We start from the raw sequence: 25,216 nt of genomic DNA, 5'->3' as shown, positions 1-25,216 counted from the left end.
ACCACCATTTACACGATGGAAACGTAACAACAAAACGTGCATTTTCTCGCAACGCACAAAAATCGCCGACTTTAAATCAGGCGAAGGAGACATGCGACATGAGTGAGCCACGCGTGGCCGCTTCATCGCCCAACACCGTTGCGCCTTTGATTCGCGTAGCCGGCGTCACCAAGCGGTTTGGCGGCGTCCAGGCGCTTCGCGGCGTGAATCTCGACGTGCTTCCCGGCGAAGTGCATGCGCTGCTGGGCGAAAACGGCGCCGGAAAATCCACGCTCATCAAGATATTGAGCGGCGTGCACGCCTGCGACCAGGGCGTGATCGAAATCGACGGTGCGCGCGTGGCATTCGATTCCCCCGCCAAATCGCGCAATGCGGGCATTGCCGTGGTGTACCAGGATCTGAGCCTCGTCGAATCGATGTCGGTCGGCGCAAATTTGATGCTCGGCCGCGAACCGCGAACGCGCGTGGGCTTCGTTAAGAAGCGCGAACTCATGGCGCGCGTCGGCGAATTCCTCACCGCGCATGGCATTCCGCTCGACCCGCGCGCCATGGTCGGCTCGCTCCCATTCGCGTATCGGCAAATGACGGAAATCTGCAAGGCGCTGATGGGCGACGTGCGCGTTCTCATCCTCGATGAGCCCACGTCCGCGCTCACCGGCGGCGAGGAAGAAATCCTCTTCAAGGCGATCCGCACGGTGACGGACCGTGGTGTCGGCGTGATCTACGTGACACATCGGCTCAACGAGGTGTTCCGCATTTCACAGCGCGTCACGGTGTTTCGCGACGGCGCCAATGCGGGTTCCTACATCACCGCCGACACCAGCATGAAGGAATTGGTCGCCGCGATTGTCGGATCGGGACACGCCGCGCTGCATGCACGGGAAGTCGCGTTGGGTACGCCGCGGGAGCTTGGCGGCGGCCTCGGTGCGAAGGATCAAAGCGCGCCCGTCCTTGCCATGTCCAATATCAGCAACGACCGTCTGCGCGATGTCAGCCTGCAGGTGCGCAAAGGCGAAATCCACGGACTTGCCGGCCTGATCGGCAGCGGACGCACCGAGATCCTGCAGACGCTGTTCGGGCTAAGGCAGGTCGACCACGGCACGCTCGCGATCAACGGCCAACAGGTCGAACGCCTGACGCCTGCTGCAGCGATACGCGCGGGCGTTGCACTCGTCCCGGAAGACCGGCATGTGGAAGGTCTGGTGCTGGATCATTCGATTGAACGCAACCTGACGTTGCCGTGGCTCGCCCTCTTTTCACGCGCGGGCTGGCTGCAAAGCCGCGCCGCCGCGCAACAGGCAAGAAGCGCGATGAAAACGCTCGCCGTGAAAGCGCCCGGCCCCGCCACGCCGGTGAAATTTCTCTCGGGCGGCAATCAGCAGAAGGTCGTTTTCGCGAAGTGGAGTCGTCCGCGGCCCTCGCTTCTTCTGCTCGACGAACCCACGGTCGGCGTAGATGTTGGCGCACGCGAGGAACTCTATGCCGTGGTCCACGACGCCGCGCGCGCGGGCACGGGCGTGCTCATCGTGTCGTCCGATCTGGACGAACTGCTGCGCCTGTGCGACCGCATTTCAATCGTTGTGGACGGCGCGGTCGTCAACACGGTCGATCGCGACAGCATAAGCAACGCGGAAGCACTGCATCACCTGATCCAACTCCCACGCTTTGAGGATGAGCACGCAACATGAACGACTCCGTTACACCGCTCGCGGCCGATCCGATCGCAAGCCAGCCGCCAAGCCGCGCGATGCGCCTCGCACGGCTACTGCTGCAGGGCGAACGGCCGTACATGCTGTACGTGGCCTTTGCGATCCTGCTGGTCGTGTTCAGCTTCGCGTCGCCATGGTTTCTCTCCATCGACAACTTTCTCAACATCGGCCGGCAGACCGCGCTCGTCTCGATCATCGCGATCGGCATGACGTTCGTGATCATCGCGCGGCAGATCGATCTGTCCGTGGGCTCAACGCTCGCGCTATCGGGCATGTCGGCCGCGCTCGCGATGGCGCATCTCGGCGACAGCTGGATCATTGGCGCGATTGCAGGGATAGGGACCGGCGCGATAGTCGGAGCCATCAACGGCATTGTGGTCACGCGGCTGAACATTCCGTCGTTTCTCGTGACGCTCGGCACGCTCAGCGCCGCGCGCGGACTGGCGCTTCTTGTCACCACCACGAAGCCGGTCATCATCACGAACGACGCCTTCGTCGCGATCTTCGGTGAAGGCGATATCTTCGGCGTGCCCGTACCGATCCTGTGGACGCTGCTCGCGGTCGTCGGCGGCGTCCTGCTGCTGCACTACAGCGTCTTCGGGCGGCAGGTGTATGCCGCCGGCGGCAATCCGACCGCAGCGCTTTATTCAGGCATCAACATCCAGCGCGTGACGACGCTTGCGTTCATTCTCACCGGCGCACTCGCGGGGCTCGCCGCGCTCGTGCTCGCCGCGCGTTCACACGCTGCGCGGCCCGACGTGGTGCAAGGACTCGAACTCGATGTGATCGCCTCCGTGACGCTCGGCGGCTGCAGCCTGTTCGGCGGGCGCGGGTTCGTGCTCGGGACGTTGCTGGGCAGCCTGATCATCGGCACGCTCAACAACGGGCTGGTACTGCTTGGCGTCAGTTCGTCGCTTCAACTCGTGATCAAGGGCGCGATCATCGTGGCGGCAGTGGCGTTCACCCGGAAATAACGAGGCGCACCGATGACTCGTGATGTGGGAATCATGCAAAGCGTGAGTGCACGTGACGCAAGGTTCCTTGGTGGTGTGGGTAATACTCAGTACACAAAATCAACGGAGACAAATCATGGATCATCGTCGTCATTCAACTTTCGCGACTGCGCTGACCGGTGTCGTCGCGGCGCTGTGTGCCACCTACGCGAGCGCGCAATGCGTAACCAGCCTGCCCGCAGGGTCGATCGGGCCGGCGACTATCGTGGGCCAGGGACCGAATGGAGAAAAAGCCGCATCCGTCGATACGGTGAAGCTGAGCGCCGCCGAAGCCGACAAGATCAAGGCGGGCAAATACAAGGTCGGCATTTCCATGCAGACCATGAACCTCGACTGGGCGCAACTGCAGGTGGCGGGCATCACGGACACGCTCAAGAAATACAACGTGGAAGTGATCGGCGTGGCGTCGGCTGAGTATCAGGTCGACAAGCAGATTGCGGATATCGAGAACACCATTCAACGTCATCCCGACGGCATCATTTCCATTCCCGTGGATGGCACCGCGACCGCCGCCACTTACAAAAAGGTCTCCCAGGCAGGCATCAAGCTGGTGTTCATGGACAACGTGCCCACGGGTCTCAAGCATCCCGAACAATATGCCGCCATGGTGTCGGCCGACAGCGAAGGCAATGGCCAGATCGCGGCCAAGGTACTGGCCTCGTGCGTGGCGAAGGGCGCGACTATCGGGCTGGTGAATTTCGGTGTCGACTATTTCAGCACGACGGAACGCACGAAAGCCGTCAACGACTGGATGAAGAAGAACCGTCCGGACATCAAGATCAAGCAGGTTGCGTTCACCGACCCGTCCAAGGTCGGGCAAGTTGCGGGCGACTTCCTGACCGGCAATCCGGACGTCAAGGGGCTGTTCGCCGTGTGGGACCAGCCGGCGCTCGACACGCTCACATCCATGCGCGCGCAGGGCGTGACCATTCCCATGACCACGGTCGATCTTGGTCTTGAATCGGCTATCGAAATTGCAAAGGGCGGCCCGCTCAAGGCAACTGGCTCGCAACGTCCCTACGATCAGGGCGTAGCCGAAGCCATGGCGATGATGAAGGCAATTCTCGGCCAGACACCGCCTGCGTGGATCGGTGTGCAATCCTTGCCAGTTGTCCAGTCGAATGTGCTCGAGTCCTACAAGACCGTCTTCAAGAAAGATCCGCCGGCGCCGCTCGCGGACGCATGCAAGAAGGCAGCGCCCGCGTGCGGCTGACGCACGCTTGACCCCTCTTGCAAGAGCGGCCCGGCGGCACGTCTCGCGTGCTGCCGGGCACGATGGTCCAACCAGCGAGCGACTGACGCGTCTTCTTTCAGGCATGACTCACGCATGATCCACGCATGACCAAGAACGAACGACTGCGTATGCTTGCCGAGACGCTGCGCGAGCAAAGCGTGTTGCGTCTGCGCGAAGCGGCGACGCTGCTGGATGTGTCGGAGATGACAGTGCGTCGCGACATTGCCGCGAGCCCCGGCGTGTTCACGTACCTCGGTGGTTACATCGTGCGGACTTCGGACGTACCGAATCATACGATCAATCCGGGCTATACCATTGACGAGGAAAAGGACCACTTCGCTCAGGCGAAAGTGGAAGCTTCCGCAACCGCGGTTCGGCTTGTAACGGACAACGAAACAATTTTCATCGATTGCGGCACGACGCTGACCTCTTTCGCGCGCATGATCCCGGCCGAATTGCATCTCACCGTGGTCTGCTATTCACTCAACGTCGCCGAGATCCTGCGGCGAAAGTCCAATGTGCGGATGATCCTGCTTGGCGGCGTCTATGCCCCGTCGTCGGATTCGTTCGCGAGCGAGGAAAGCATCGAGACGGTCAGGCGCATGGGCATCAACAAGGCGTTCATGTCTGCGGGTGGCGTTGACGAAACGCGCGGTGTGACTTGCTGGAATTTTCACGAAGTGGCGATCAAGCAAGCCGCGATGGCCAGCGCGGTAGAAAAGCATCTGGTCATCGATACCAGCAAGATGGGCAAGGTCAAGGCCGTGCGTTTCTCACAACTCAGCGACTTCGATTCGCTGATCACGGAGCGCGGCCAGGCGTTACGTCCACTCACTACCTGATCCGACAACTTCAGCACCGACCCTTTCCGGTGCGATGCCACGCTTGTCGATCGAAATGCATTGGTGATATATTACATATCAGTGCTTTCGATTTTTCATGAGGACGTCATCAGGTCTCGCAATGCTCGATCCTTCGTTGTTCGGCCGTCTCTCGTTCTCGCCTGCCGAGCCCGGCAAAGACCCGTTGCCGCCGGGCCGCAACCGGCTTCAGATATCCGGCGAGCGCGATGCCGTATTGTTCGTGCCAACCGGGCTCGACGCGCTTCAGGAAGTCCCGCTGTTCATCATGTTCCATGGAGCGGGCGGCTTCCCGGAGAAGGTGCTGCCTTTCATCGAAGAGCATGCCGAGCGCGACAAATTCCTGATCCTCGCACCTCATTCCATGTTTGCAACGTGGGACATCGTGATTGGCGGCAGCGGTCCGGACCTCGAGCGCCTGCAACAAGCACTCGAGGAAGTCGCGTCGCATTACCGGATCGATCGTCGTCATCTCGCCTTTGCGGGGTTTTCTGACGGCGCGAGTTACGCCTTGTCGATTGGCATTACGAATGGCGATATTGCGAGTCACGTGATCGCATTTTCCGGTGGCTTCATGTCGGTCTTCATGCAGGAAGGCGCGCCGGAAGTCTTTATAGCGCATGGCTTGAGCGACGAGCAATTGCCCATTGAAACCAGCGGCCGCGCGAATGCCGCCAAGCTAAGGGCGGCGGGCTACGACGTGCAGTACATCGAGTTCAACGGCTTGCACGCAATCCAGCCGGCAGTTGTGAATATGGCGATCCAATTCTTCCTCAAATAGCGAGCGCACCGGTGTTGGCCGGTTACGGACAAACGCAACGGGAGTGTACTGATGGACTTCGAAATACCCGAATCACTGGTTCACCCCTTGCTTGCAATGATCGAATCCGAGTCGCCGCTAGCAAGACAATTGAACGAGCACGGTGTATGTCATGGCAACATGCTTGTGTCGAGCAAGCTGTTCGATTCGAAGTCGCTGAATACGCTTTATTCTCTGAGCAAGGCGAATAACGAAAGCGCGCTGATGTTCCAGATGCTTGCGCTCGACAACATCTATAACGCGCCGCAAGCTCGCACAATTCCCGCACTCGATCAAACCGTGCCGGGTCTTATCGCGTATCTTTCCCGCGACGTGATCGATGGCTGGTTATACCGTCGCGCCAAGGACGGCACGCTCTTGCCATGGCTCGTGCACCGCATGCGGTATGTCGAACCCGAGCAGGGCGCCCCCTATGTGGTTGTCGACATGATGGCCAACACCATGCAGTCGGCTAACTCGGAACGTACCGATCCGCAGATGCGTCTTTCGGGCATGACAACTTCACTGGTTATCAACCGTCACGACATAGTCAACCGCACCATTCCGGAACTGCTGGCCGAGTTTGGATTTTATAAGGAATGCCCGGAATTCAAGCGTGAATACGAGCAACATGCGCAGCGCTTCCTTAAAATTCAGCCGCGTTTTGGCGCGCAGTTCGTCATTTCGAAGGCCGCGTTCACAGTCGATGCAAAGGGTGTTGCGCAACTCGCGCGTATTGTCGAAGGCGTCAGCGCGAAGTGCATCAATGACGAAGAAATGCTTGAACGCCGCTTCCAGATGATGGCCGACGCCGCCTTCTGGCGCAGCGCGAACGTCGAGACGGGATTCGAGAAAGTGCCGCTGCATTGCTACGTGTACCTGTTTCATCTCGAGTGGCATCGAAATATATGGGTACATGCGCAGCACATCACCGAATATCGGTATCAGCCTGAATTGCGCGACAAGCTGGTGCTGCCAAAACATCATCGCGATCTGATCGACATTCTGACTTCGAAAAATCGCGTGTTCGTACAGGACTTTGTGCCGGGCAAGTCGAGCGGCACGACAATCCTTTGCCAGGGAGCGCCAGGGCTTGGCAAGACGCTGACTGCGGAGGTCTATTCGGAAGTGGTGGGCAAGCCGCTGTACCGTGTGCATTCCGGGCAGTTGGGAACTTCGGCGGCGTCGGTCGGCGCGTCCTTGTCCGGCATTCTGCAGCGCGCGGTACGCTGGGATTCCATCCTGCTTCTGGATGAGGCCGACGTCTATATTCGCCGCCGGGACAACGATCTGGAACACAACGCTATCGTGGCGGAATTCCTGCGTACGCTCGAATATTTTAATGGTCTGCTTTTCATGACGACCAATCGTGTGGACGATGTAGACGACGCCATCCTGTCCCGTTGCATTGCGAAAATACAGTATGAAACGCCGTCGCCACCGGACGCGATTCTGCTTTGGAAATTGCTTGGCGAGCAGTTGGGCGCGGATCTCAATAACGATCTAATTGAAGCGCTGTCACGAACTTATCCGAACGCAAGCGGACGAGACGTCAAGGAACTTCTCAAGCTCACAACGCGCTATTGCCGCGCCAAAGATATTCCGCTTTCCGAAGAGGCCTTCAGAATGTGCGCGTTATTTCGCGGACATGCCTGAAGCGCCTTGCGGTGCGACGCATTTCTCACGGAAACAGGCCGGCGGCCCGGTAGGCGGCCACCGCCTGATCAAACAAGGCGATATTCCCTCGCCCTCTCGCCACAAGCTGAGCACCTTCCATTGCCGCGAAAATCGCCAGCGCTTGTTGGCGGTTTGCTTCTTTCCCTACCCTGGTTCTTCTACGCGAGAGCACTTCAACGAGCCATTCCACGTTGACGTTGATGAAGCGATCCACCTCCGCGCGCACCTCCACAGGCAAGTCATCATGTTCGGCAGCCATCAGCCCGACAAGACACATTCTGTTGTCGTTCAATAACGCCGCCCGAAATATCCCCGCATAACTGTCGATGCAATCGCGGGCCGTCCTGGACGACGCGAGTATTTGCCCAAGCGCCTCAATGCCGTCCTCCGTGTAGCGCTGTGCAAGCGCCGCGCCAAGATCGCCCTTGGTAGGAAAATGATGGTGGATACTCGCACTGGACACACCGACTTCCTTGCCGATCTCCCGAAAGCTCAGCGCGTTATAGCCATGACCCTGCACCATGAGCCGGCCAACGCTCATGATTTTTTCCCGGGTGTCCGTAGTGGCCATCAAGACTTTCCTCTTTCCATTAAACATGCGTTGTCAAGCAACTACCCCGGAATTATAACCCTATCGATAGATAACTCGAATTGTCTCCTTATCTATCGATAGATTGTTGTTGACAGTTCTGCCGCCGCGTCCTAATCTTCGTTTCGCTCCATTAACCTATCGATAGATAAGGACCGGTCATGAAACTATACGACATTTCGGGTTTTCCCAATCCGGCGCGCATTCGCATTGTCCTGGCGGAGAAAGGCCTGGATGCACAAATTGAATTCGTCAAAGTGGATCTGTTTGCCGCCGAGCACAAGCAGGATGCCTTTCTCGCGATCAACCCGACCGGTACAGTCCCGGTCCTCGAACTCGACGACGGCACATTCATTTCGGAATGCGTTGCGATCACGGAATATCTCGACAACCTGGACGGCAATCCTACGCTTACCGGCAAGACGCCCAAGCAGAAGGCCGTCATTCATATGATGCAAAAGCGTGCTGACGATCAACTGATTGATGCCATCGGCATTTACTTTCACCACGCCACGCCGGGACTCGGCGCTCGCTTGGAGGCCTATAAAAGTCCAGAGTGGGCGCACAGGAAGGAATGGGGAGAACGCTATCTTGAGAAGTTCGTGCGCGGCATGCAGTACTTCGATAGCGTGCTGAAATCAAATGCCTACGTAGCAGGCAATGATTTTTCGATGGCCGACATCACAGTCTATGCGGCGCTCATGCACGCAGGTGCAGCAGGGGTTGTGATTCCCGACGATTGCACCGCACTCCTTGCGTGGCAGGCAAAGATGTCAGAGCGCCCCAGTGTAAAGAATCGAAGCGGACAAGTGATGGCGCTTCCGGCAGCGTAAAGCGCGGCAGCCTGGAACAGCGATACGCGCGTACAGGCTGCCAGACGAAAAGACCATAGCCGCCATGTGCAGTCGTTCGGCTAGACCGCCTGCAGTACGTTGATTGCACGCGCGGCGACCAGCGGCGCGGTCTGCTTGCCGTATTCCGCCATATGGGGAGATGCGGCGTGCGCTTTCAGGGCGTCAATGCTTTCCCATTGTTCGATGACCGCGAATGTATCGTCGCCAAGAGGCGTCTGGATTGCGCCAGCACCAGGCACATCGATCACGGCTTCGTAGCTGATGCATCCCGCTTCTGCCAGGACTGCGGGCCGGTTCTGACTGAACAATGCAAGCACCGTGCTACGTTGACCGGGTTTCGCAGTGATAGTGGCAATGACATGGATCATCCGATGCCCTCCAAATGAATTAAGGCAAGTGACGGCGAAAATGCCGCGCTAATCATAATCCCGATCTTGCACGGGCGTTCGATAGGCGTTCAGTGCGAGGACACATAGATTGAATCTGGCGCAGGCGCCGGCACCGCGAAATAACGCTGCATTCTTTGCACTTCTTCTATCGGGCTGCTGCCGAACAAACGCTTGAACTCGCGGCTGAACTGCGAGGAACTTTCATAACCTACTTTAGCGGCCGCCGCGGCGGCAGTCAGACCGCTGCGCGCCATCAGCAGGCGCGCCTGATGTAGCCGCGTCGATTTGATGTACTGGATCGGCGATGTATCCGTCACGTCCTTGAAGTGAGCGTGGAATGTTGACACACTCATGTTGGCTTCCGCCGCCAGTTCTTCCACCGTCAGGGGTTGCGCAAACGCCTGATGAATCTTTCTAAGCGCCCGCGAAACGCTTCCGAAATGCCCCTGCCGGTTCAACGCCGCGCGCATCGACCCGCCCTGGTCGCCCATGAACACACGAAAGTATATTTCCCGCACCAGCGCCGGCCCGAGAATTTGCGCCTCGAGCGGATCGCTCACCGCCTGCAACAAGCGCAGCACCGTTTCGCTCAGGCGAACATCGAGTCGCGTTGTTGCCATGCCTCTCGGTTTCGCGCGGCTCAGTGCATCGCGTTCATCGAGTTGCAGCATCAGGTCGGCCGCTACATTGAAGTCGAGCCGTAAATAAATCGCGAGCATGGGTTCTCGTTCGGTCGCATCCGTTTCCATTGCAAACGGCAACGGCACGGACACAACCAGATAGTGATCCGCGTCGTACAGATAAACCTCTTCGCCAAGGTAACCGCGCTTGCGCCCCTGACAGACGATCACGATGCCAGGATCGTAGAGCACCGGCGTGCGCGTCAACGGACGATTCGAGCGCACGAAGCGCACATCCGGCAGTGCGGACAAGTTATAGCCTTCAATTGGCGCAAGCTCATATAGCAGCGCAACCGTCTCACGGCGAAGCCGTGTCAAGACTTTGAGTTCGGATTCCATGGCATCAACATGCTGTCTTCGATAACCGCCAGTGTCACATGAGACAGGAATCAGGCGAACACGATTTCTACTCGGCCAGAGGATTAGGCAACCATCGCGGACGAACCGACATTTCTGGAACAACGCTTCGCCTCTAGACTTTCCTCCGTGACGAAAAGAACGCCATCACAGTGTTCGATATTTCACATCATGCCGCGCATCGTCGCGGCCAACCGTCCAGGAGCCACGCGTCATGAGCAATTCCACCCACAAGACTTTTTTGATCACCGGTGTCAGTTCCGGCTTTGGCCGTGCGTTTGCGCGCGCCGCACTCGATGCAGGCCACCTTGTATTTGGCACTGTCCGCAATGAACAGGCAGCCGCGGAGTTCCAGTCGCTCGATACTGCCCGCGCTCGCGCGGTCCAGCTGGATGTCACCGATTTCTCCGCGATCAGGCCGTGCATCGATAAGCTTGTTCAAGATAACAAACCGATTGACGTTCTGGTAAACAACGCTGGCTATGGCCACGAAGGGATCCTTGAAGAATCGCCGCTGGAGGAAATACAACGCCAATTCGACGTCAATGTATTCGGCGCGGTCGCCATGATCAAAGCAGTCTTGCCGGAAATGCGGCAACGGCGCAGTGGTCACATCATCAACGTCACATCAATGGGTGGCTTTGTCACCATGCCGGGTGTCGCCTATTATTGCGGCAGCAAGTTCGCGCTCGAAGGCATATCCGAGGCGCTTGCCAAAGAAGTGAAGGACCTTGGCGTCAAGGTGACATCAATCGCACCGGGTTCGTTCCGCACAGACTGGGCAGGCCGTTCCATGACGCGCACAGACCGGACAATCGCTGATTACGACGCGCTTTTTGATCCCATCCGCCGGGCACGAGAAGAAAAAAGCGGCAATCAGCTGGGCGACCCCGCAAAGGCGGCGCAAGCGCTTTTGCGGATCGTTGAAGCACCTAATCCGCCGGTGCATTTGTTACTTGGAAGCGACGCAGTGCAGTTGGTCAAAAACAAGCTGGCGGCGCTGCAGGAAGAACTACAGCAGTGGGAAGCGCTGTCGCTTTCGACCGACTTCAGCGCGTGACGATCGCTCGCCGCGCTCATAGAAAAAGGCAACGGTCCGGCTCCTGGCAATCGGTCGTCAATACGTCCGCAAGACTGCCCGGACCGGACTGGCGTCGAGCGTGGTCAACTTCAATGGCAGCGCGATCAGCTCGTAGATTCCATCGGGCACGTCGTCGAGAATCAAGCCTTCGAGAATTGCCATGTTGTGCGCGCGCACGCGACGATGTGCGTCCATTGTTTTCGACTCCTGCGGATCGAGCGATGGTGTATCGACACCGATAAGCCCGACACCTCGCTCCGCGAGCCAGTCGATTGCATGGGCTGAGATAGCGGCAAACCCGCTATCCCATTCGGTGGTCGGCGCCTTGGCGTAAGTGCGGATCAGCACGCGCGCAGGCAATGGCAATTGCCTGTGACGCAATGCCGATTCGAGCTCTTCAACGCTGACATGCGAACCCGCGGGGCTGATCGAAACAACCACGCACTCGCCTATATAAACATTGAGATCGACCGCGCCGATAGCGTCTCCCTGCTCGTCATAATGCAACGGCGCATCCGCATGAGTCCCCGTGTGCGGCGACAGCGTCATGCGCCCGACATTCACTGGGGAACCCGCCTCCATTTTCCAGACCCGTTCGAGCATAACGGGTGTATCGCCGGGCCAGACAGGCGTATCCGAGTCGATGGGCGCGCTGATGTCGAAAAGTTTTTGGGGCATGTTCTTAACCAAATCGAATTCAAACCAATCTTACGAGAAAGCCGACAATTTTGCCTCATTCCGGTGCGATTGAATGCCTTTCGCTGGTGCATAAAAAGCTTGGCACCAATCAGAACGTCTGGTATTCCATAGGACTATTACCTTTCTTGACCCCACCGGTTTACGCGAGAGATTGTGTGTTGCTACACTTGAGCTGACCGATGTCATCCATCGCGTTTCCTGATCCTGCTGACCCTTAAGACTTCCCACTCCGGTCTATTCACCCGAGGGTTCGACATCATGTCCTACATCAGCGTCGAGATCAGGGCCTACGACGAAGCACGCAAAGTGATCACTGTCGCGTTCAGCGAGAAGTGGCCGGTAGCATTGTCGTCGGCGGTGATCGCAGAATTGACGCTCGACGACTGCGACACTATTGTCCAAGATGGGGAACTCGAAGACTCCGGCCTGACAGAAGATGAAGCGTGCGTGCTGCGCATGCTGTTCGAGGACGAAGGAACAATCGAAGATTGCCTGACCGATCCCGCAAGGCTGATCGGGCGAGTGAACGAAATGGATGAATGACTTAGAGCCAATGAAATGACAGCACATGAGGTCGTCATTCGCGACATTGCGGCAATGACCGTGGCATGCCTCGATCACACCGGACCCTATATGCAGATTGGCAAGGCGTTCGACTTGCTCATCGGCGGGCTGGCAAGCCGCGGCCTGCTTTCGCCGGGGACCCGGATGGTGGGGATCTATACGACGATCCGGGCATCGTTCCCGAAGCGGAATTACGATCGAAGGCAGGCGCAATGCTGCCGCGTGACATCGAAATCGTTCCGCCGCTGAGCCTGACGCAGATACGCGGCGGTGAATATGCGGTATTGCGCCACGCCGGCCCTTATAGCGACCTGCACGCGGCTTATGAATGGCTTTATGGAACCTGGCTCGTGCAGTCGGGTCGCGAAGCCGCCGATGCACCGGCCTTCGAGGAATATCTGAACAACCCGAAAGAAACAGCGCCTGCTGATCTGCTCACGGAAATTTGCTTGCCGCTCGCTTAAGCGTCGTCGTGCAAGGCAAGTACCAGGAAATCAATAAACGCCTTCACTCGCGCCGTGGTTTGCAGGTGCTGCGGAATGACCGCATAAATGTCCGCACCCGGCGTGCGGTATTCCGGCAGCACGTGCACAAGCCGGCCATCGCGCAAGTATTCAGCAATATCCCATTCCGCACGCAGCAAGATGCCATGTCCGTCAAGCGCCCACTTTACCGCGATCTCTCCGTCGTTCGTGGTCAGGTTGCCGCGCACGCGAACGCTTTCAGTCTTCTCGGCCGCACCGTGTCCGCTTATCAGCCGCCAGATACCGTAGCCGTCGTCACCTTGGCGTATGCCGATGCAATTGTGCTGCGCCAGATCATCAGGCGTCAGCGGAAAAGGACGATCCGCGAAATAGGCGGGCGCGGCGCAAAGGAGCCGCCGGTTCGGCGCAACTTGCCGGGCAATGACGCGAGCGTCCGGCGGCTCGCCAAAACGCACGCAAACATCGAAGGAATTTTCGCTAAGCGGCGGCGGATCGACCGATAACTGCAATTGAACATCGACCTCGGGAAACTTCTTCACGAATCGCGATATTGCCGGCGCGATATGACTCCGGCCAAAACCCAGCGTTGCGTTCACGCGTAAAAGACCACTTGGCGCAGCGCAAGCACCGCCTAGAAGTTGCGCAAGCTCGTCCAATTCGCTCAGGATGCGCCGGGCCCGCGCAACATAGATTTCGCCCTCGGGTGTAAGGCTCATGCGCCGTGTGGTCCGGCTTACCAGCGCAACGCCCGCGCGAGCCTCCATTTGCGCGAGATGTTTACTGACGGCCGCAGTGCTCAGTCCCAATTCGCGGGCGGCCGCAGTCAAGCTGCCGCTACCCGCGAGGATCGAAAAAAAGCTTAAGTCTTCCGCCTGAATGGGAGATGTCATCGAGTCATTTATTTTGAGTCGCTTGGGCGCGCTGCCAGGCGATCAGGATTCTTAACCTCAAGTTAAGAACGATTTAAGTCTAGCAGCGTTTGCCGGCGCCATTTGCGCCTTAGGATGCGTTAGATGTTTAATCGCCAAGAGACTCGACATGAAGAATTACCGCATTGCAACCATTCCTGGAGATGGAATTGGCAAGGAAGTCGTTCCCGCTGGGCAAGAAGTGCTTGAAGTACTTGCAGCGCACACCAGCAAATTCAAATTCGAATTCGAGAACTTTGGATGGGGTGGAGATTACTATCGCGCGCATGGCGTAATGATGCCGGCCGATGGCCTTGATGCGCTGCGGGACAAGGATGCCATTCTCTTCGGCTCGGCTGGAGATCCGGATATACCCGACCATGTCACGCTCTGGGGTCTTCGTCTCAAGATTTGCCAGGGCTTTGATCAATATGCAAACGTGCGTCCCACCCGCATCCTTGCCGGCATTGATGCACCGCTTAAACGCTGCGGCGCGCGCGATCTCGACTGGGTGATCGTCAGGGAAAACTCCGAGGGCGAATACGCAGGCATTGGCGGGCGCGCGCATCAAGGGCATCCAATAGAAGTCGCCACCGATGTTTCCATGATGACGCGGGCCGGCGTAGAACGCATCCTGCGCTTCGCGTTTCGACTTGCGGCGTCGCGTCCTCGCAAGCAATTGACCGTCATTACCAAGAGCAATGCGCAACGCCACGCCATGGTGATGTGGGACGAGATCGCGGTGCAGATCTCAGCGGAATTCCCGCAAGTAACGTGGGACAAGGAACTCGTCGATGCCGCCACCGCACGCATGGTGAATCGCCCGGCGACGCTCGACACCATCGTCGCCACCAATCTCCACGCGGATATCCTGAGCGACCTCGCTGCCGCGCTCGCCGGCAGTCTTGGTATTGCGCCGACCGCCAATCTCGATCCGGAACGCCGCTATCCGTCGATGTTCGAGCCAATCCATGGCTCCGCATTCGACATCATGGGATCAGGTCTTGCAAATCCCATCGGTACCTTCTGGTCTGTGGTGATGATGCTCGAACATCTCGGTGAAATGGACGCGGCCGGCACGCTGATGAACACAATCGAACGCGTCATGGCAGACCCTTCCTTGCATACCAGCGATCTCGGGGGCAAGGCCACGACGCGGCAAGTGACCGATGCCGTCTGTGCGTTGCTTGCATCGCATGAGGCGAATACGCCACAAACAATGTGAGCTTGCGGATGCGCAGGCTTGAGCCCTTGCGCACAAGAATCGCAAGCCCTGTGTAGACTTGATGAGTCGATAAAATGACAGCGACCGCCTGCATACAAACACCTCATGACCGTCCACGGTTTTCGAGGCAAAGTTCAAGGAGACACTCAATGTGGTTTGTCGGAAAAAGCGAGCTGCTTTCGCTCATCGAACGTCATTGCCTCGATGAGGTCATGCCTGCATTCAGCGAACATCGGACCGTCAGGAAAAACACGACGATTTATCGGCCGGAAGATTCGAGCAATCATGTCTATTTGCTGAAGAGCGGCAGCGTGCGCCTGTTCAGGTTGACTGAAGACGGGCAGGAAATCACGTTGTCGTTCATTAAAGCCGGCATGTTGTTCGGAGATGGCGACGTGCTGAACGAGGCCAATTATTCGCACAATGCGCAGACGCTTGCGCCAAGCATGATCTGCTATATCCGCAAGGCGGATTTCAAGCAGCTGCTCGAGCGCTATGACGTCATCAATCAGTTCGTCTTGAAGAGCCATTACCGCCGGTGGCAGGAAGCGCAACAACTCATAGAAAACCTTTCCCTGCACGACGTCCGCAAGCGGCTCACAAACATCCTGGTGATGTTCGCGAACCAGATTGGAGTGGAATTCGACTATGCGGATAGAGGCGACTCCGTACTGATCGACTTGTCGATCCCACAGGACAAGCTTGCCGAATTCATTGGAACATCGCGCGAATCCGTCAACCGGCACTTCAACGACCTGAAGGCTGAAGGGTTGACTGCCATGCATGAACGCAAGATCGTGCTGACGCCGCTTTTCGTAACCCGCTACTTGCCGCACAAGACAGCGCCTGCGCAACGGATCTTGCCGGCGACGTTCACGGCGCCGCCTTCACCATTCAGCACCCACTATGTCAAAGCGCCTCTAGCGCGCGCTTGACCGCTGCCACGCCGCTGCGCGGACTGGACAGCACGGGTACGCGCAAATCTCCAAGCGCGGGCACGAGACGCGCCATGGAAACCTGCGCGAGCACCACGACGTCGACTTCATCTGCAAGCGTGACGATCGTCTGCTTGAGTATGGCGTCGTGGCGCGTACCGTCTCCCGCCAGCAGTGCTTCGAACGCGCCTTCCGCGATCCGCTCCGTTACTTCCACTGTGCGCTCGAGTTCGGCGGCCTTGCGCCGGATCAGTCGCACGGTCGGGTCCAGCGTTGTCGATACCGTTGCGACCACGCCGATACGCCGCCCGATCGCGCTTGCTTCTTCGGCCATCGACTCGTCGATCTTTACTATAGGTGTGCGAATGAATTCCTTCAGCGAGTCGGATGCCTCGCCCACGGACGAACACGCGTTCAGGATGATGTCCGCGCCCATTGCCTGCGCGTTCAGCATATAGCTATAAATGCGGCTCGCGACTTCCGGCGTCAGATGGCCGGCTGCGCGCACGTCGTTCAGCAAGCTGTCGTCCATGATGTTGATCACGCGCGCGTCGGCGATCAATTCGTTGAGTTGCTCCTTGATTGGCAAAACGGTCACGGGTCCGGTGTGAATCACAGCTATCGTTGTCATGGTCTTGAGTTGGGTTTGTTGAAAAAATTCATGCGGTGGCTGCCGCCATCACGCGTTCCTGCGTGGCCTCGGCGCGCGTCATCTCGCCGTTCAATCGTCCTTCCCGAACCACCAGAATCCTGTCGCTGACTGCGAGCACTTCAAGCAGATCAGACGAGATGACAATGATCCCGATACCTTGCGAGGCCAGCCGCGCCAGCAGTGCATGCACTTCCGCTTTCGCACCGATATCGATACCGCGCGTGGGTTCATCGACAATCAGCACCTTCGGATTTCGCGCCACCCATTTGGCAATGACAATCTTCTGCTGATTGCCACCGCTCAAATTGACGACTTTCTGCTCCGTACCCGGCGTCTTGATCCCGAGACTTCGCACGAATTGCTTGCAGCTCTCTTCTTCCTTGGCGCGTTGCAAAAACTGAAAAGGCGAATAGCGTTTCAAATGCGTAAGGCTGAAGTTCTCGCGCACGCTCATTCCCAGTATCAGCCCTTGAGCCTTGCGGTCCTCTGTCACGAACCCAATGCCATGCTCAATGGCATCGTGAGGATTACGAATGCTCAGGCGTTTGCCATCGACGGCAATGCTTCCCGTGCATGGTCGAATGCCAAAAATCATTTCCATGATCTCCGTGCGCCCCGATCCAACCAGCCCCGCAACCCCGAGAATTTCTCCGCGATGCAGCGTGAAGTTGATATCCCTAATTCGCGCCTCGGCGCCCTTGGACGCGCGCAGCGACAGATCGCGAACCTCAAGCACGGGAACCGTGCTTGCATGAGAACGGGTTGAGCCAGGATACAGGTCGCTCAGTTCACGATCGACCATCATGCGAACCAGCGAATCACGCGTAACCTCGGCTATGGGCGAGGTAGCGACGGTACGGCCGTCGCGCAAAACGCTTACGTGATCCGCCAGTTCGAATATCTCCTCGAGCCGGTGCGAGATATAGACCACCGCAATGTTGCGTTCGCGCAGCCGCTTGATCAGCCGCAGCAGCGTTCGTGTCTCGTGATGGCTGAGCGATGCAGTCGGTTCGTCCATGATGATGACCTTCGACTGATACGCGAGCGCCTTCGCAATCTCGACCATTTGCTGCTGCCCCACGCTCAGTTCGCTGACGCGCGTGGACGGATCGACATCCAGTTCGATGGTGTCGAGCATTGCTCGGGCCTCGCGCTCCATGCGTGGCCGGTCGAGCAAACCCAGGCGATTGAGCGGCTCTCGTGCAAGGAAAAGATTTTCCGCCACGCTGAGATTCTCTACGACAGACAGTTCCTGATAAATGATGCCTATACCCAAAGCACGCGCGTGATTGCCGTCGCGCATCTCGATCTCGTTGCCTTCTATCAGGATCTTTCCGCCCGAATCGGGCGCATGGATGCCCGTCAGGATTTTCATGAGCGTGCTCTTGCCTGCGCCGTTCTCCCCGGCGAGCGCGAGCACTTCGCCTTGCCGGATTTGAAGGTGCACGCCGTCCAGTGCTCTCACGCCGGGAAAGGTTTTGGAAATAGCGCGCATTTCCAGGAATGGCGTTGCCATGACGCTCCCTTGAGTAATGTTGCTTATTTCGTGTAGCTGCCAATATTGTCCTTGGTCACCACTGTCACGCCTGTGTCGATATCCTTGGGCGCTTCGCCCTTGCCCTGGATCTGGGCGACCAGGTTATCGACAGCAAGCGAGCCCATGGTGACCGGCCGCTGGACCATGATCCCTTGAATGGAGCCGTCCTTGAGCGCCTTGAGTGTGTCGGGAAGATCGTCGAACGCGAGGACTTCCAGCTTGCCTTTCATCGCGCCAAACTCTTTGGTGTTCAGCACCTTCGATACCGCCGGGCCGCCAACCTGACTTACACCGAAAATGCCCTTCAACTGCGGATGCGCGCGCAATGTCGTCTCGACGACCGACACACCTTTTGCAAGGTCGTCTTCCGTCCCCTGCGTTTCCACGATCTTGATGCCGGGGTACTTCGCCAAGCCCTTCTTGATGCCGGCAATGCGCTCGTTCAGGTTAACCGCGCCCAGTTGTCCGGTGATGATCGCGACCTCGCCGTTGCCACCCAGCGCTTTGCCCATGGTCTCGGCCATGGTTGCACCAGCCGATTCATTGTTCGTGCCGATATACATCGAGCGCCCGCTCTTGGGCGAATCAGAATCGAATGTCAGTACCTTGATGCCGCTTTGCTCCGCCCGTTTCATGACGCTCTCGACCGACTTGGGCTCATTCACCGAAATGGCGATACCGTCCACGTGCTTGGAAATCAGGTCCTCAATGATCTTGACCTGCGTGGACCCCTGCGTGTTTTGCGGCACGACCCATTGATATTTCACGCCGAGCTTGTCGGCAGATGTCTGCGCGCCCTTGTTGCAGTCATCGAAGAACGGAACGGCCACCTTTGGCACAACTGCAACGGAGATGTCCTTTGCGTCCTTGGCATGCGCCAACGTGCCGATACAAAGCGCAACCGTTGCCACGCCAATGCTCATTGCGCTGCGAATTGCTTGATCCATTTTCGTCTCCAAGGGTCTAGTTTTAGTGGTGAAACAAAAGATCGGACGCAAGGCGCTCAACGTCCCTTTCGGCGCACGCGCCAGATATCGATACTGACCGCGAGCAGGATCACGCATCCTGTAATGGCCTGCTGCGCATAAGTATCGATATTCAAAAGAACCACACCGTTAGTGATGATCCCCGCAAGCGCCGCGCCGATAATGGCGCCCTCCACGCTGCCCGCGCCGCCGGAAAGACTCGCGCCGCCAATGGCAGCGGCCGCGATCACGTCGAGTTCGGCGCCAAACCCCGACGCAGGCTCCGCCGATACAAACCGCGAGAAGCTGACAATGCCCGCAATGGCCGCAATAAGGCCCGAGAGCGCATACACGATGAACTTGACGCGATACGTACGCACGCCGCTAAGACGCGCCGCCATTTCGTTGCCGCCTGTTGCGTAGACGTGCCGGCCGAAACGCGTTTGCCGCATCAGCACGGAGAAGCACAGGGTCATGACAATCATGATGATCACGGGGAACGGTACGAAGCCAACGTACCCCTGGCCAATGAACGTGAAACTGTCGGGAACATCCGGCGTAACCGGCACGCCCTTCGTAATCATGTACATGAGGCCGCGCCCGATGCTCAGCGTCCCCAGCGTGGCAATGAACGGCGGCAACTGGATCCATGTGATCAGCAAGCCGTTGAAGCATCCAACCGCAAGCCCGACCAAGAGTCCCGCGATCACCGCGAGGACCGGACCCGCGCCATGCTGGAACGCCAACGCCGTCACAAGCGACGACAAGCCCATCACCGAACCCACCGACAAATCGATGCCGCCCGTAATGATCACGAGCATCATGCCTATTGCCATGATGGCGATCAGCGAGAACGACCTGAAGACGCCCATCAAATTGTTGGTGGTGAGGAAATACGGCGAAAAGATACTGATCAGGATTCCGACCAGCAGCAATACCGAGAAGATATTCAGTTCGCGAATCTTGAGCAGGCCGCGCAAAGTGCCAGCGAATCCAGTCGCTTGCCGGTGCGGATTTTCTTTAGACGATATTGCGGCCACCGATGTCTCCTTGATCTGATTCTGGTTTGGAAGGATCGTAGGCGGTGGCGCCCGGCGCGTCTGTGACGAGCGTCATACATGTGGATCGGGGTTGTCCCTGATGCGGGACCTCGCGGGACTATGAAGTTCGTCACAGAAGCGGCGCCCGGCCCTCTGTAACATGGTTCCTCACGATGAAACCCTCATAAAACCAGATCAGGAGCGCGAGACATGACGAAGCGAGTAATAGTGACCGGCGGCAGTGGACTGGCCGGCAAATGGGTCGTTGAAGATCTCGTGGCGCATGGCTACGAAGTATTGAATCTCGACCGCGTGCCAATGGCCAAGCCCATCGCACGCACATTGATTACCGACCTGACCGATGCGGGCCAAGTGTTCAACGCGTTGGCGTCGACGACCGTGCTCAAGGAGTTCGAAGACGATATCGAACCCAAGCCTATCGACGCAATCGTCCATTTCGCGGCTATTCCGCGCATCCTCATCACACCCGACAATGAGGTCTTTCGCATCAACGTGATGGCGACCTATAACGTGCTCGACGCAGCATCCAAGCTTGGTATCAAGAAGGTGATCGTCGCTTCGAGTGAGACAACATATGGCGTGGTGTTCGCGCATCGGCACCGCAATCCCGAATATTTCCCTCTCGACGAAGAATATCCGGTCGATCCAATGGACAGCTACGCCATGTCCAAGGTGATCAACGAAGTCACCGCAAAAGCATTCCACGCGCGCACGGGCGCGGATATTTATTGCTTCCGGATTGGCAACGTACTGGACCCTGTGGACTATCAGAAATTCCCCGCGTGGCTGAAAGATCCGGGTCTGCGCAAGCGCATTGCATGGAGTTATATCGATGGCCGCGATCTGGCGACGGCATGCCGGCTCGGCATTGAAAAAGATGGGCTCGGCTTCGAGGTCATGAACGTGGCGGCCGATGACGTTTCATCGGACCGGCCGACTGCGCAATTGCTGAACGAGTTTTATCCGGGCGTGCCGGTGAAAAAGCAGATGGGCGAGTTCGAGACGCTGCTCAGCAACGAAAAGTTGAAGCGGCTGCTTGGCTGGGAGCAAAAATATAAATGGCGTGAGCAGGCAGCGCTCTAATGCGGGTGCCGGGGGTCACGCGTCATGTGCAAGCCCCGGCGTCCACTAGGACTCTTGTTTAAAGGCGCGAATGACATCGGCGAAACCGGAGTCCGCGCTCAAGCCCAGTTGCCTCCCGCGTGAAACGTCCCACGCGCCCGGCCAGCTCCCCACGATCTTCTCGATCTTCGGATCGGGCTTCCAGTCAATCAACGCAGTAACCTCTTCGCCCGCAACGTCCTTCAACGCAGCGACCATTTCCGTCACGCTGACCGACAACCCCGGCAGATTGACCACGGGCCACAGACCTAACGCGGCTTGATCGAGCTCACAGCCGGCGATCAGCGATTCGATCGCCTTTTGCGGCGATAACAGCCACAAACGCGTGTCGCCATTGACCGGACAGATTGCACGTTCGCCGTTCAACGGCTCGCGAATGATGCCGCTTGCAAACGATGACGCAGCCGCGTTTGGCCGCCCCGGACGCACGCTGATCGTGGGCAAACGCAGCACACGTCCGTCTACAAAACCACGTCGAGAGTAATCGCACAGCAGCAGTTCGGCAATTGCCTTCTGCGTGCCATACGACGACTGCGGATTCAGCGCGGTATCGTCGCGAACCACATCCGGCAGCGTGCCGCCGTACACAGCCACCGAGCTCGTGAACAGCACGCGCGGCGCATGCCCGAGTGCGCGGCATACATCGAGCAGCAAACGCGACGCATCCAGGTTGATGCGCATGCCCAGATCGAAATCCGCTTCCGCCTGGCCGCTGACAATGGCTGCAAGATGAAAGATCGCATGCGTCCCGGTACTGATGCATCGCTCGAGCACGCTTCGATCTGCTATATCGCCCGTCTCGACGCGCACGCGTTTGTCGTTCAAATCAGGCGGACGCACAACGTCGAGCAGCGTGAGCGCGGTGATTGGCTTGCCCATCAGCGTGCCGCGTTCAAGCAGGCCACGTGCGAGCCGCTGGCCAAGAAAACCGGCGCCGCCGGTAATGAGAATGTTCATGATCCCACTCACGCAGTTTGCAGATAAGGTTTAAGCCAGCCGAGGCCAGCCGAGGTCGACGCTTTCGGCCGGTACTCGCAGCCAATCCAGCCGTCATAGCCCAGCGAGTCAATCAGGTCGAAGAGATACGGATAATTCAGTTCGCCCACATCCGGTTCGTTGCGATCCGGCACGCCTGCAATCTGAATATGACCGATGCCAGCGTTCGGCCGTTTCATGTCGCGTTTGAGCTTGACTGCCAGATCGCCTTCCACGATCTGACAGTGGTAACAATCGAATTGCACTTGCAGATTCGGCGCGCCCACTTCGTCGCAGATCGACTGCGCGTCGTCTTGCCGATTGAGGAAGAAACCAGGAATATCGCGCGTATTGATTGGCTCGATAACCACCGTGATTCCCACTGAATGCGCCGCGTTTGCGGCACGCTCCAGGTTCTTCAGATAAACCGCCCGATGCGCTTCGCGCGATTGCCCGGGACCGATCAGGCCGGCCATCACGTGCAGCGTCTTGTTACCTAGCACGGCGGTGTATTCCAGGGCTTTATCAAGCGCACGCGCAAACTCGTCCTCGCGTCCAGGCAGCGAGGCAATGCCGCGTTCCCCTGCAGCCCAGTCACCCGGCGGCGCATTGAACAGGGCCTGCGTGAGGCCATTTTCATCGAGACGGGTCCTGATGTCTGTCGCGGCGAAGTCGTACGGAAACAGGAATTCGACGCCCTTGAAACCGTCCTTGGCAGCGGCGGCGAAACGGTCGAGGAACGCGTGCTCGGTGTACATCATCGTGAGGTTGGCGGCAAAACGAGGCATGACTATAGACTCCTTTTAGTTCAGCGATTCACGAGCTTGGCCGGCACAAGCCACGTAGCAATGGCGCCGATCACCAGCATGCCGGCGAGCACATACATGCCCGACGCAGTGCTGTGCGTCAGGTCCTTGAGATACCCGATCATGTACGGGCTCGCAAAGCCAGCAAGGTTTCCAATCGAATTGATCACCGCTATGCCGGCGGCGGCCGCCGCGCCGGACATGAAAGCCGTGGGCAGCGACCAGAAGAGCGGCGCGCAGGTCAGGACCCCGGCGGCGGCCACGGACAATGCAACAATCGATACCGCCGTGTTACCCGCGAACGACGCTGCAACCGAAAAGCCAACGGCGGCTGAAAGCGCCGGAACAATCAGATGCCAGCGGCGTTCACGGCGCTTATCGGCACTGTGACCGAGTACATTCATCACGACAATCGCAACCAGGAACGGAATTGCGCTTAACAAGCCGATATTAAACGCGCCCGTCACGCCCGTCGACTTGATGAAGGTGGGCATCCAGAACGTCAGTCCGTATTGACCCGTTACGAAGGCAAAGTAAATCAGCGACATCCACCACATGCGGTTGTCGGAAAACAGCGCGCGCAGCGAATGCTTCGTGCTATCCCCTTCGTGTTTCGGCTGGGCGCTGATTTCGTGTTCCAGCAAACGCTTTTCCGGTTCCGTCAACCAAGTCGCGCTGCGGATGTTGTTGTCGAGATAAAGAATGGTCGCAACGCCGATCAGCAACGCGGGGATCGCTTCAATGAGAAACATCCACTGCCAGCCTTCGAAGTGCCGGCTATCCGAAAAGCTCTGCATGATCCAGCCGGACAGCGGATTGCCGAAGATGCCCGCGACCGGAATAGCCGACATGAATACCGCGACAATCTTCGCGCGCCGGTGCGACGGAAACCAGTAGGTCAGATACAGGATCACGCCCGGATAGAAACCGGCCTCTGCGAGACCCAGCAGAAACCGCAGGACATAGAATTGCGTGGGCGTCTTTACGAAAACGAAGAGTGCGGAAAGGATGCCCCATGTGATCATGATCCGTGCAATCCAGATCCGCGCGCCGATCTTGTGCATGAGAATATTGCTTGGCAGTTCGAACAGAAAATAACCAAGAAAAAATACGCCCGCACCGAGACCGAACACCGTTTCGCTGAACCCGAGATCCTGCGACATCTGCAGCTTGGCGAAACCTACATTCACTCGGTCAAGATAAGCGACCACATAACATAGCATGAGGAACGGCACGATGCGCCAAAAGACTTTCTTGTAGGTGCGCGCCAGATCTTTTTCGTCGTAGGGGGCAGCTACGGGCGTTCGCGCGCTGCCGGGCGGCACGGCGTGGTCAGGGGTCATGCTTGTCTCCAGGATTGAGGTGGGTGATCAGACCTGCTTCGCTACCATCGCGCGTTGAAGGTCTTGCGCAAGTCCTCGATAGCCGCTTCTGCGAGCGGCTCGGGAAGCGGTGCATCGGTCGAAAGCGCCAGCATCCAGAGCCGCGCGGTTTCCTCCAGTTCTTCCAGTGCGTAGGACGCATGGCTCACCGATTTTTCCCATACCACCGGCCCAAGCCGTTCCAGCAGCACGCCGCGCACCTTCGATGCAAGCGCCGCGACTTCTTCGGCGACGGCAGGGTCTCCTGGGCGTCGGTATGCAATCAGCGGCACATGACCGACCTTCATTACGTAGTACGGCGTAATGGGCGGCAGCACGTCCTCCTTGCGCCACACGCCCGCAAGAGTCAACGCGACGAGATGTGTGGAATGCGTGTGAACCACGCCGTGCGTTTCGCTGTTGTTCTCATAGATCCGTCGATGCAAGGCCAGCGTCTTGGAGGGCTTGCCGCCCGACACATGGTTGCCCGCGCTATCGACCTTGGAGATATCGGCCGGATCGAGCCGCCCCAAGCATGCATCGGTGGGCGTGATGAGCCAGCCGTCGTCAATGCGTGCGCTGATGTTGCCTGCGCTGCCAACCGTGTACCGGCGTTCATAGAGGCTTGCGCCTGTCGTGCAGATTTCTTCGCGGATGCGGGTTTCGGTAGTCGTCACGA

At 58.1% G+C, this 25,216-nt stretch carries 27 protein-coding genes; 14 read left to right on the top strand and 13 right to left on the bottom strand.

From position 1 onward, the window contains the following. The first annotated feature begins 98 nt into the window (after positions 1-98). From ACRWA7_RS14125 to ACRWA7_RS14100, 6 genes are all read left to right on the top strand, one after another. Complete coding sequence (locus ACRWA7_RS14125; RefSeq protein WP_438391531.1) at positions 99-1,688, top strand: sugar ABC transporter ATP-binding protein; 1,590 nt, start codon at positions 99-101, stop codon at positions 1,686-1,688. Continuing rightward, the gene (locus tag ACRWA7_RS14120; protein ID WP_438391529.1) at positions 1,685-2,683 is read left to right on the top strand and encodes an ABC transporter permease; all 999 of its coding nucleotides are present in this window, start codon (positions 1,685-1,687) and stop codon (positions 2,681-2,683) included. Before ACRWA7_RS14125 ends, ACRWA7_RS14120 begins: the two co-directional genes overlap by 4 nt. A 115-nt stretch (positions 2,684-2,798) precedes the next feature. Beyond that, on the top strand, positions 2,799-3,935 hold the full coding sequence (locus tag ACRWA7_RS14115; RefSeq protein ID WP_438391528.1) for a substrate-binding domain-containing protein: 1,137 nt from the start codon (positions 2,799-2,801) through the stop codon (positions 3,933-3,935). 125 nt (positions 3,936-4,060) lie between these two features. After that, on the top strand, positions 4,061-4,798 hold the full coding sequence (locus ACRWA7_RS14110; protein ID WP_438391527.1) for a DeoR/GlpR family DNA-binding transcription regulator: 738 nt from the start codon (positions 4,061-4,063) through the stop codon (positions 4,796-4,798). 121 nt (positions 4,799-4,919) lie between these two features. After that, positions 4,920-5,597: an alpha/beta hydrolase gene (locus ACRWA7_RS14105; protein WP_438392797.1), complete on the top strand. Its 678-nt coding sequence runs from the start codon at positions 4,920-4,922 to the stop codon at positions 5,595-5,597. 51 nt (positions 5,598-5,648) lie between these two features. Then, entirely contained in the window at positions 5,649-7,271 is a 1,623-nt protein-coding gene (locus tag ACRWA7_RS14100; protein ID WP_438391526.1) for an AAA family ATPase, read from the top strand. Positions 7,272-7,296: 25 nt separating this feature from the next. Here the strand turns inward: ACRWA7_RS14100 and ACRWA7_RS14095 are convergent, their stop codons facing one another. Continuing rightward, positions 7,297-7,863: a TetR/AcrR family transcriptional regulator gene (locus ACRWA7_RS14095; RefSeq protein WP_438391524.1), complete on the bottom strand. Its 567-nt coding sequence runs from the start codon at positions 7,861-7,863 to the stop codon at positions 7,297-7,299. A 179-nt stretch (positions 7,864-8,042) separates the two neighbouring features. On the opposite strand from ACRWA7_RS14095, the gene ACRWA7_RS14090 reads away from it, so the two are divergent. Beyond that, complete coding sequence (locus ACRWA7_RS14090) at positions 8,043-8,714, top strand: glutathione S-transferase family protein (RefSeq protein WP_438391523.1); 672 nt, start codon at positions 8,043-8,045, stop codon at positions 8,712-8,714. A gap of 80 nt (positions 8,715-8,794) precedes the next feature. Here ACRWA7_RS14090 and ACRWA7_RS14085 read toward each other — a convergent pair whose 3' ends face one another. Further along, positions 8,795-9,103 carry a putative quinol monooxygenase gene (locus ACRWA7_RS14085; protein WP_060818068.1) on the bottom strand — a complete coding sequence of 103 codons (309 nt, stop codon included), beginning with the start codon at positions 9,101-9,103 and terminating at the stop codon, positions 8,795-8,797. Positions 9,104-9,192: 89 nt separating this feature from the next. Further along, a complete protein-coding gene (locus tag ACRWA7_RS14080; protein WP_438391522.1) occupies positions 9,193-10,143 on the bottom strand; it encodes an AraC family transcriptional regulator in 951 nt (316 codons plus the stop codon). Positions 10,144-10,375: 232 nt separating this feature from the next. On the opposite strand from ACRWA7_RS14080, the gene ACRWA7_RS14075 reads away from it, so the two are divergent. After that, positions 10,376-11,221 carry an oxidoreductase gene (locus tag ACRWA7_RS14075; protein WP_438391521.1) on the top strand — a complete coding sequence of 282 codons (846 nt, stop codon included), beginning with the start codon at positions 10,376-10,378 and terminating at the stop codon, positions 11,219-11,221. Positions 11,222-11,278: 57 nt separating this feature from the next. Here ACRWA7_RS14075 and kynB read toward each other — a convergent pair whose 3' ends face one another. Further along, positions 11,279-11,920: an arylformamidase gene (gene kynB / locus ACRWA7_RS14070; RefSeq protein ID WP_438391520.1), complete on the bottom strand. Its 642-nt coding sequence runs from the start codon at positions 11,918-11,920 to the stop codon at positions 11,279-11,281. A 279-nt stretch (positions 11,921-12,199) separates the two neighbouring features. Between kynB and ACRWA7_RS14065 the strand changes: the two genes are divergently transcribed. Genes ACRWA7_RS14065 through ACRWA7_RS14055 form a run of 3 tightly spaced genes read left to right on the top strand, consistent with a single transcriptional unit; the run spans position 12,200 to position 12,969 of the window. Further along, positions 12,200-12,484, top strand: a complete 285-nt coding sequence (locus ACRWA7_RS14065; RefSeq protein WP_060818064.1) for a hypothetical protein — start codon at positions 12,200-12,202, stop codon at positions 12,482-12,484. Between the two features lie 15 nt (positions 12,485-12,499). Continuing rightward, a complete protein-coding gene (locus tag ACRWA7_RS14060; RefSeq protein ID WP_438391519.1) occupies positions 12,500-12,754 on the top strand; it encodes a hypothetical protein in 255 nt (84 codons plus the stop codon). After that, positions 12,718-12,969: an AraC family transcriptional regulator gene (locus ACRWA7_RS14055; RefSeq protein ID WP_438391518.1), complete on the top strand. Its 252-nt coding sequence runs from the start codon at positions 12,718-12,720 to the stop codon at positions 12,967-12,969. Before ACRWA7_RS14060 ends, ACRWA7_RS14055 begins: the two co-directional genes overlap by 37 nt. Here the strand turns inward: ACRWA7_RS14055 and ACRWA7_RS14050 are convergent. Continuing rightward, positions 12,966-13,880: a LysR family transcriptional regulator gene (locus tag ACRWA7_RS14050; RefSeq protein ID WP_438391516.1), complete on the bottom strand. Its 915-nt coding sequence runs from the start codon at positions 13,878-13,880 to the stop codon at positions 12,966-12,968. The genes ACRWA7_RS14055 and ACRWA7_RS14050 overlap by 4 nt on opposite strands. 148 nt (positions 13,881-14,028) lie before the next feature. On the opposite strand from ACRWA7_RS14050, the gene ACRWA7_RS14045 reads away from it, so the two are divergent. Further along, entirely contained in the window at positions 14,029-15,123 is a 1,095-nt protein-coding gene (locus tag ACRWA7_RS14045; protein WP_438391515.1) for a tartrate dehydrogenase, read from the top strand. Between the two features lie 149 nt (positions 15,124-15,272). After that, positions 15,273-16,058 (top strand): Crp/Fnr family transcriptional regulator, encoded by a 786-nt coding sequence (locus ACRWA7_RS14040; RefSeq protein ID WP_060818060.1) that lies wholly within the window; start codon positions 15,273-15,275, stop codon positions 16,056-16,058. On the opposite strand, the gene ACRWA7_RS14035 is transcribed toward ACRWA7_RS14040, so the two are convergent. From ACRWA7_RS14035 to ACRWA7_RS14020, 4 genes are all read right to left on the bottom strand, one after another. After that, the gene (locus ACRWA7_RS14035; protein WP_438391514.1) at positions 16,033-16,689 is read right to left on the bottom strand and encodes an aspartate/glutamate racemase family protein; all 657 of its coding nucleotides are present in this window, start codon (positions 16,687-16,689) and stop codon (positions 16,033-16,035) included. The genes ACRWA7_RS14040 and ACRWA7_RS14035 overlap by 26 nt on opposite strands. Positions 16,690-16,717: 28 nt before the next feature. After that, complete coding sequence (locus ACRWA7_RS14030) at positions 16,718-18,226, bottom strand: sugar ABC transporter ATP-binding protein (protein WP_438391513.1); 1,509 nt, start codon at positions 18,224-18,226, stop codon at positions 16,718-16,720. Between the two features lie 23 nt (positions 18,227-18,249). After that, positions 18,250-19,170: a sugar-binding protein gene (locus tag ACRWA7_RS14025; protein WP_438392795.1), complete on the bottom strand. Its 921-nt coding sequence runs from the start codon at positions 19,168-19,170 to the stop codon at positions 18,250-18,252. An 80-nt stretch (positions 19,171-19,250) separates the two neighbouring features. Further along, a complete protein-coding gene (locus ACRWA7_RS14020; protein ID WP_438391512.1) occupies positions 19,251-20,252 on the bottom strand; it encodes an ABC transporter permease in 1,002 nt (333 codons plus the stop codon). A gap of 210 nt (positions 20,253-20,462) precedes the next feature. Between ACRWA7_RS14020 and ACRWA7_RS14015 the strand changes: the two genes are divergently transcribed. Continuing rightward, positions 20,463-21,356, top strand: a complete 894-nt coding sequence (locus ACRWA7_RS14015; protein ID WP_438391511.1) for an NAD-dependent epimerase/dehydratase family protein — start codon at positions 20,463-20,465, stop codon at positions 21,354-21,356. Between the two features lie 45 nt (positions 21,357-21,401). Here the strand turns inward: ACRWA7_RS14015 and denD are convergent, their stop codons facing one another. From denD to otnC, 4 genes are read right to left on the bottom strand one after another with little or no spacing between them, the layout of a single operon-like run. Further along, positions 21,402-22,352, bottom strand: coding sequence for a D-erythronate dehydrogenase (denD, locus tag ACRWA7_RS14010; RefSeq protein WP_438391510.1), 951 nt, complete (start codon positions 22,350-22,352; stop codon positions 21,402-21,404). An 8-nt stretch (positions 22,353-22,360) separates the two neighbouring features. Continuing rightward, a complete protein-coding gene (gene otnI / locus ACRWA7_RS14005) occupies positions 22,361-23,158 on the bottom strand; it encodes a 2-oxo-tetronate isomerase (protein WP_438391509.1) in 798 nt (265 codons plus the stop codon). Positions 23,159-23,178: 20 nt separating this feature from the next. After that, a complete protein-coding gene (locus ACRWA7_RS14000; RefSeq protein ID WP_060818052.1) occupies positions 23,179-24,519 on the bottom strand; it encodes an MFS transporter in 1,341 nt (446 codons plus the stop codon). Between the two features lie 41 nt (positions 24,520-24,560). Continuing rightward, positions 24,561-25,214, bottom strand: a complete 654-nt coding sequence (gene otnC, locus ACRWA7_RS13995) for a 3-oxo-tetronate 4-phosphate decarboxylase (RefSeq protein WP_060818051.1) — start codon at positions 25,212-25,214, stop codon at positions 24,561-24,563. Positions 25,215-25,216: the final 2 nt, after the last annotated feature.

It is taken from the genome of Caballeronia sp. DA-9 (genome assembly GCF_051615025.1).
GTDB lineage: Bacteria > Pseudomonadota > Gammaproteobacteria > Burkholderiales > Burkholderiaceae > Caballeronia > Caballeronia sordidicola.
Note: the sequence above shows the minus strand (reverse complement) of the source record. Positions and strands in the feature narration are given on the sequence as shown.

Bases quoted from the DNA above. Each gene is read 5' to 3' on its own strand.
- ACRWA7_RS14125 (WP_438391531.1), top strand. From the start codon at position 99: ATGAGTGAGCCACGCGTGGCCGCTTCATCGCCCAACACCGTTGCGCCT.
- ACRWA7_RS14120 (WP_438391529.1), top strand. From the start codon at position 1,685: ATGAACGACTCCGTTACACCGCTCGCGGCCGATCCGATCGCAAGCCAG.
- ACRWA7_RS14115 (WP_438391528.1), top strand. From the start codon at position 2,799: ATGGATCATCGTCGTCATTCAACTTTCGCGACTGCGCTGACCGGTGTC.
- ACRWA7_RS14110 (WP_438391527.1), top strand. From the start codon at position 4,061: ATGACCAAGAACGAACGACTGCGTATGCTTGCCGAGACGCTGCGCGAG.
- ACRWA7_RS14105 (WP_438392797.1), top strand. From the start codon at position 4,920: ATGCTCGATCCTTCGTTGTTCGGCCGTCTCTCGTTCTCGCCTGCCGAG.
- ACRWA7_RS14100 (WP_438391526.1), top strand. From the start codon at position 5,649: ATGGACTTCGAAATACCCGAATCACTGGTTCACCCCTTGCTTGCAATG.
- ACRWA7_RS14095 (WP_438391524.1), bottom strand. From the start codon at position 7,863: ATGGCCACTACGGACACCCGGGAAAAAATCATGAGCGTTGGCCGGCTC.
- ACRWA7_RS14090 (WP_438391523.1), top strand. From the start codon at position 8,043: ATGAAACTATACGACATTTCGGGTTTTCCCAATCCGGCGCGCATTCGC.
- ACRWA7_RS14085 (WP_060818068.1), bottom strand. From the start codon at position 9,103: ATGATCCATGTCATTGCCACTATCACTGCGAAACCCGGTCAACGTAGC.
- ACRWA7_RS14080 (WP_438391522.1), bottom strand. From the start codon at position 10,143: ATGGAATCCGAACTCAAAGTCTTGACACGGCTTCGCCGTGAGACGGTT.
- ACRWA7_RS14075 (WP_438391521.1), top strand. From the start codon at position 10,376: ATGAGCAATTCCACCCACAAGACTTTTTTGATCACCGGTGTCAGTTCC.
- kynB (WP_438391520.1), bottom strand. From the start codon at position 11,920: ATGCCCCAAAAACTTTTCGACATCAGCGCGCCCATCGACTCGGATACG.
- ACRWA7_RS14065 (WP_060818064.1), top strand. From the start codon at position 12,200: ATGTCCTACATCAGCGTCGAGATCAGGGCCTACGACGAAGCACGCAAA.
- ACRWA7_RS14060 (WP_438391519.1), top strand. From the start codon at position 12,500: ATGACAGCACATGAGGTCGTCATTCGCGACATTGCGGCAATGACCGTG.
- ACRWA7_RS14055 (WP_438391518.1), top strand. From the start codon at position 12,718: ATGCTGCCGCGTGACATCGAAATCGTTCCGCCGCTGAGCCTGACGCAG.
- ACRWA7_RS14050 (WP_438391516.1), bottom strand. From the start codon at position 13,880: ATGACATCTCCCATTCAGGCGGAAGACTTAAGCTTTTTTTCGATCCTC.
- ACRWA7_RS14045 (WP_438391515.1), top strand. From the start codon at position 14,029: ATGAAGAATTACCGCATTGCAACCATTCCTGGAGATGGAATTGGCAAG.
- ACRWA7_RS14040 (WP_060818060.1), top strand. From the start codon at position 15,273: ATGTGGTTTGTCGGAAAAAGCGAGCTGCTTTCGCTCATCGAACGTCAT.
- ACRWA7_RS14035 (WP_438391514.1), bottom strand. From the start codon at position 16,689: ATGACAACGATAGCTGTGATTCACACCGGACCCGTGACCGTTTTGCCA.
- ACRWA7_RS14030 (WP_438391513.1), bottom strand. From the start codon at position 18,226: ATGGCAACGCCATTCCTGGAAATGCGCGCTATTTCCAAAACCTTTCCC.
- ACRWA7_RS14025 (WP_438392795.1), bottom strand. From the start codon at position 19,170: ATGAGCATTGGCGTGGCAACGGTTGCGCTTTGTATCGGCACGTTGGCG.
- ACRWA7_RS14015 (WP_438391511.1), top strand. From the start codon at position 20,463: ATGACGAAGCGAGTAATAGTGACCGGCGGCAGTGGACTGGCCGGCAAA.
- denD (WP_438391510.1), bottom strand. From the start codon at position 22,352: ATGAACATTCTCATTACCGGCGGCGCCGGTTTTCTTGGCCAGCGGCTC.
- otnI (WP_438391509.1), bottom strand. From the start codon at position 23,158: ATGCCTCGTTTTGCCGCCAACCTCACGATGATGTACACCGAGCACGCG.
- ACRWA7_RS14000 (WP_060818052.1), bottom strand. From the start codon at position 24,519: ATGACCCCTGACCACGCCGTGCCGCCCGGCAGCGCGCGAACGCCCGTA.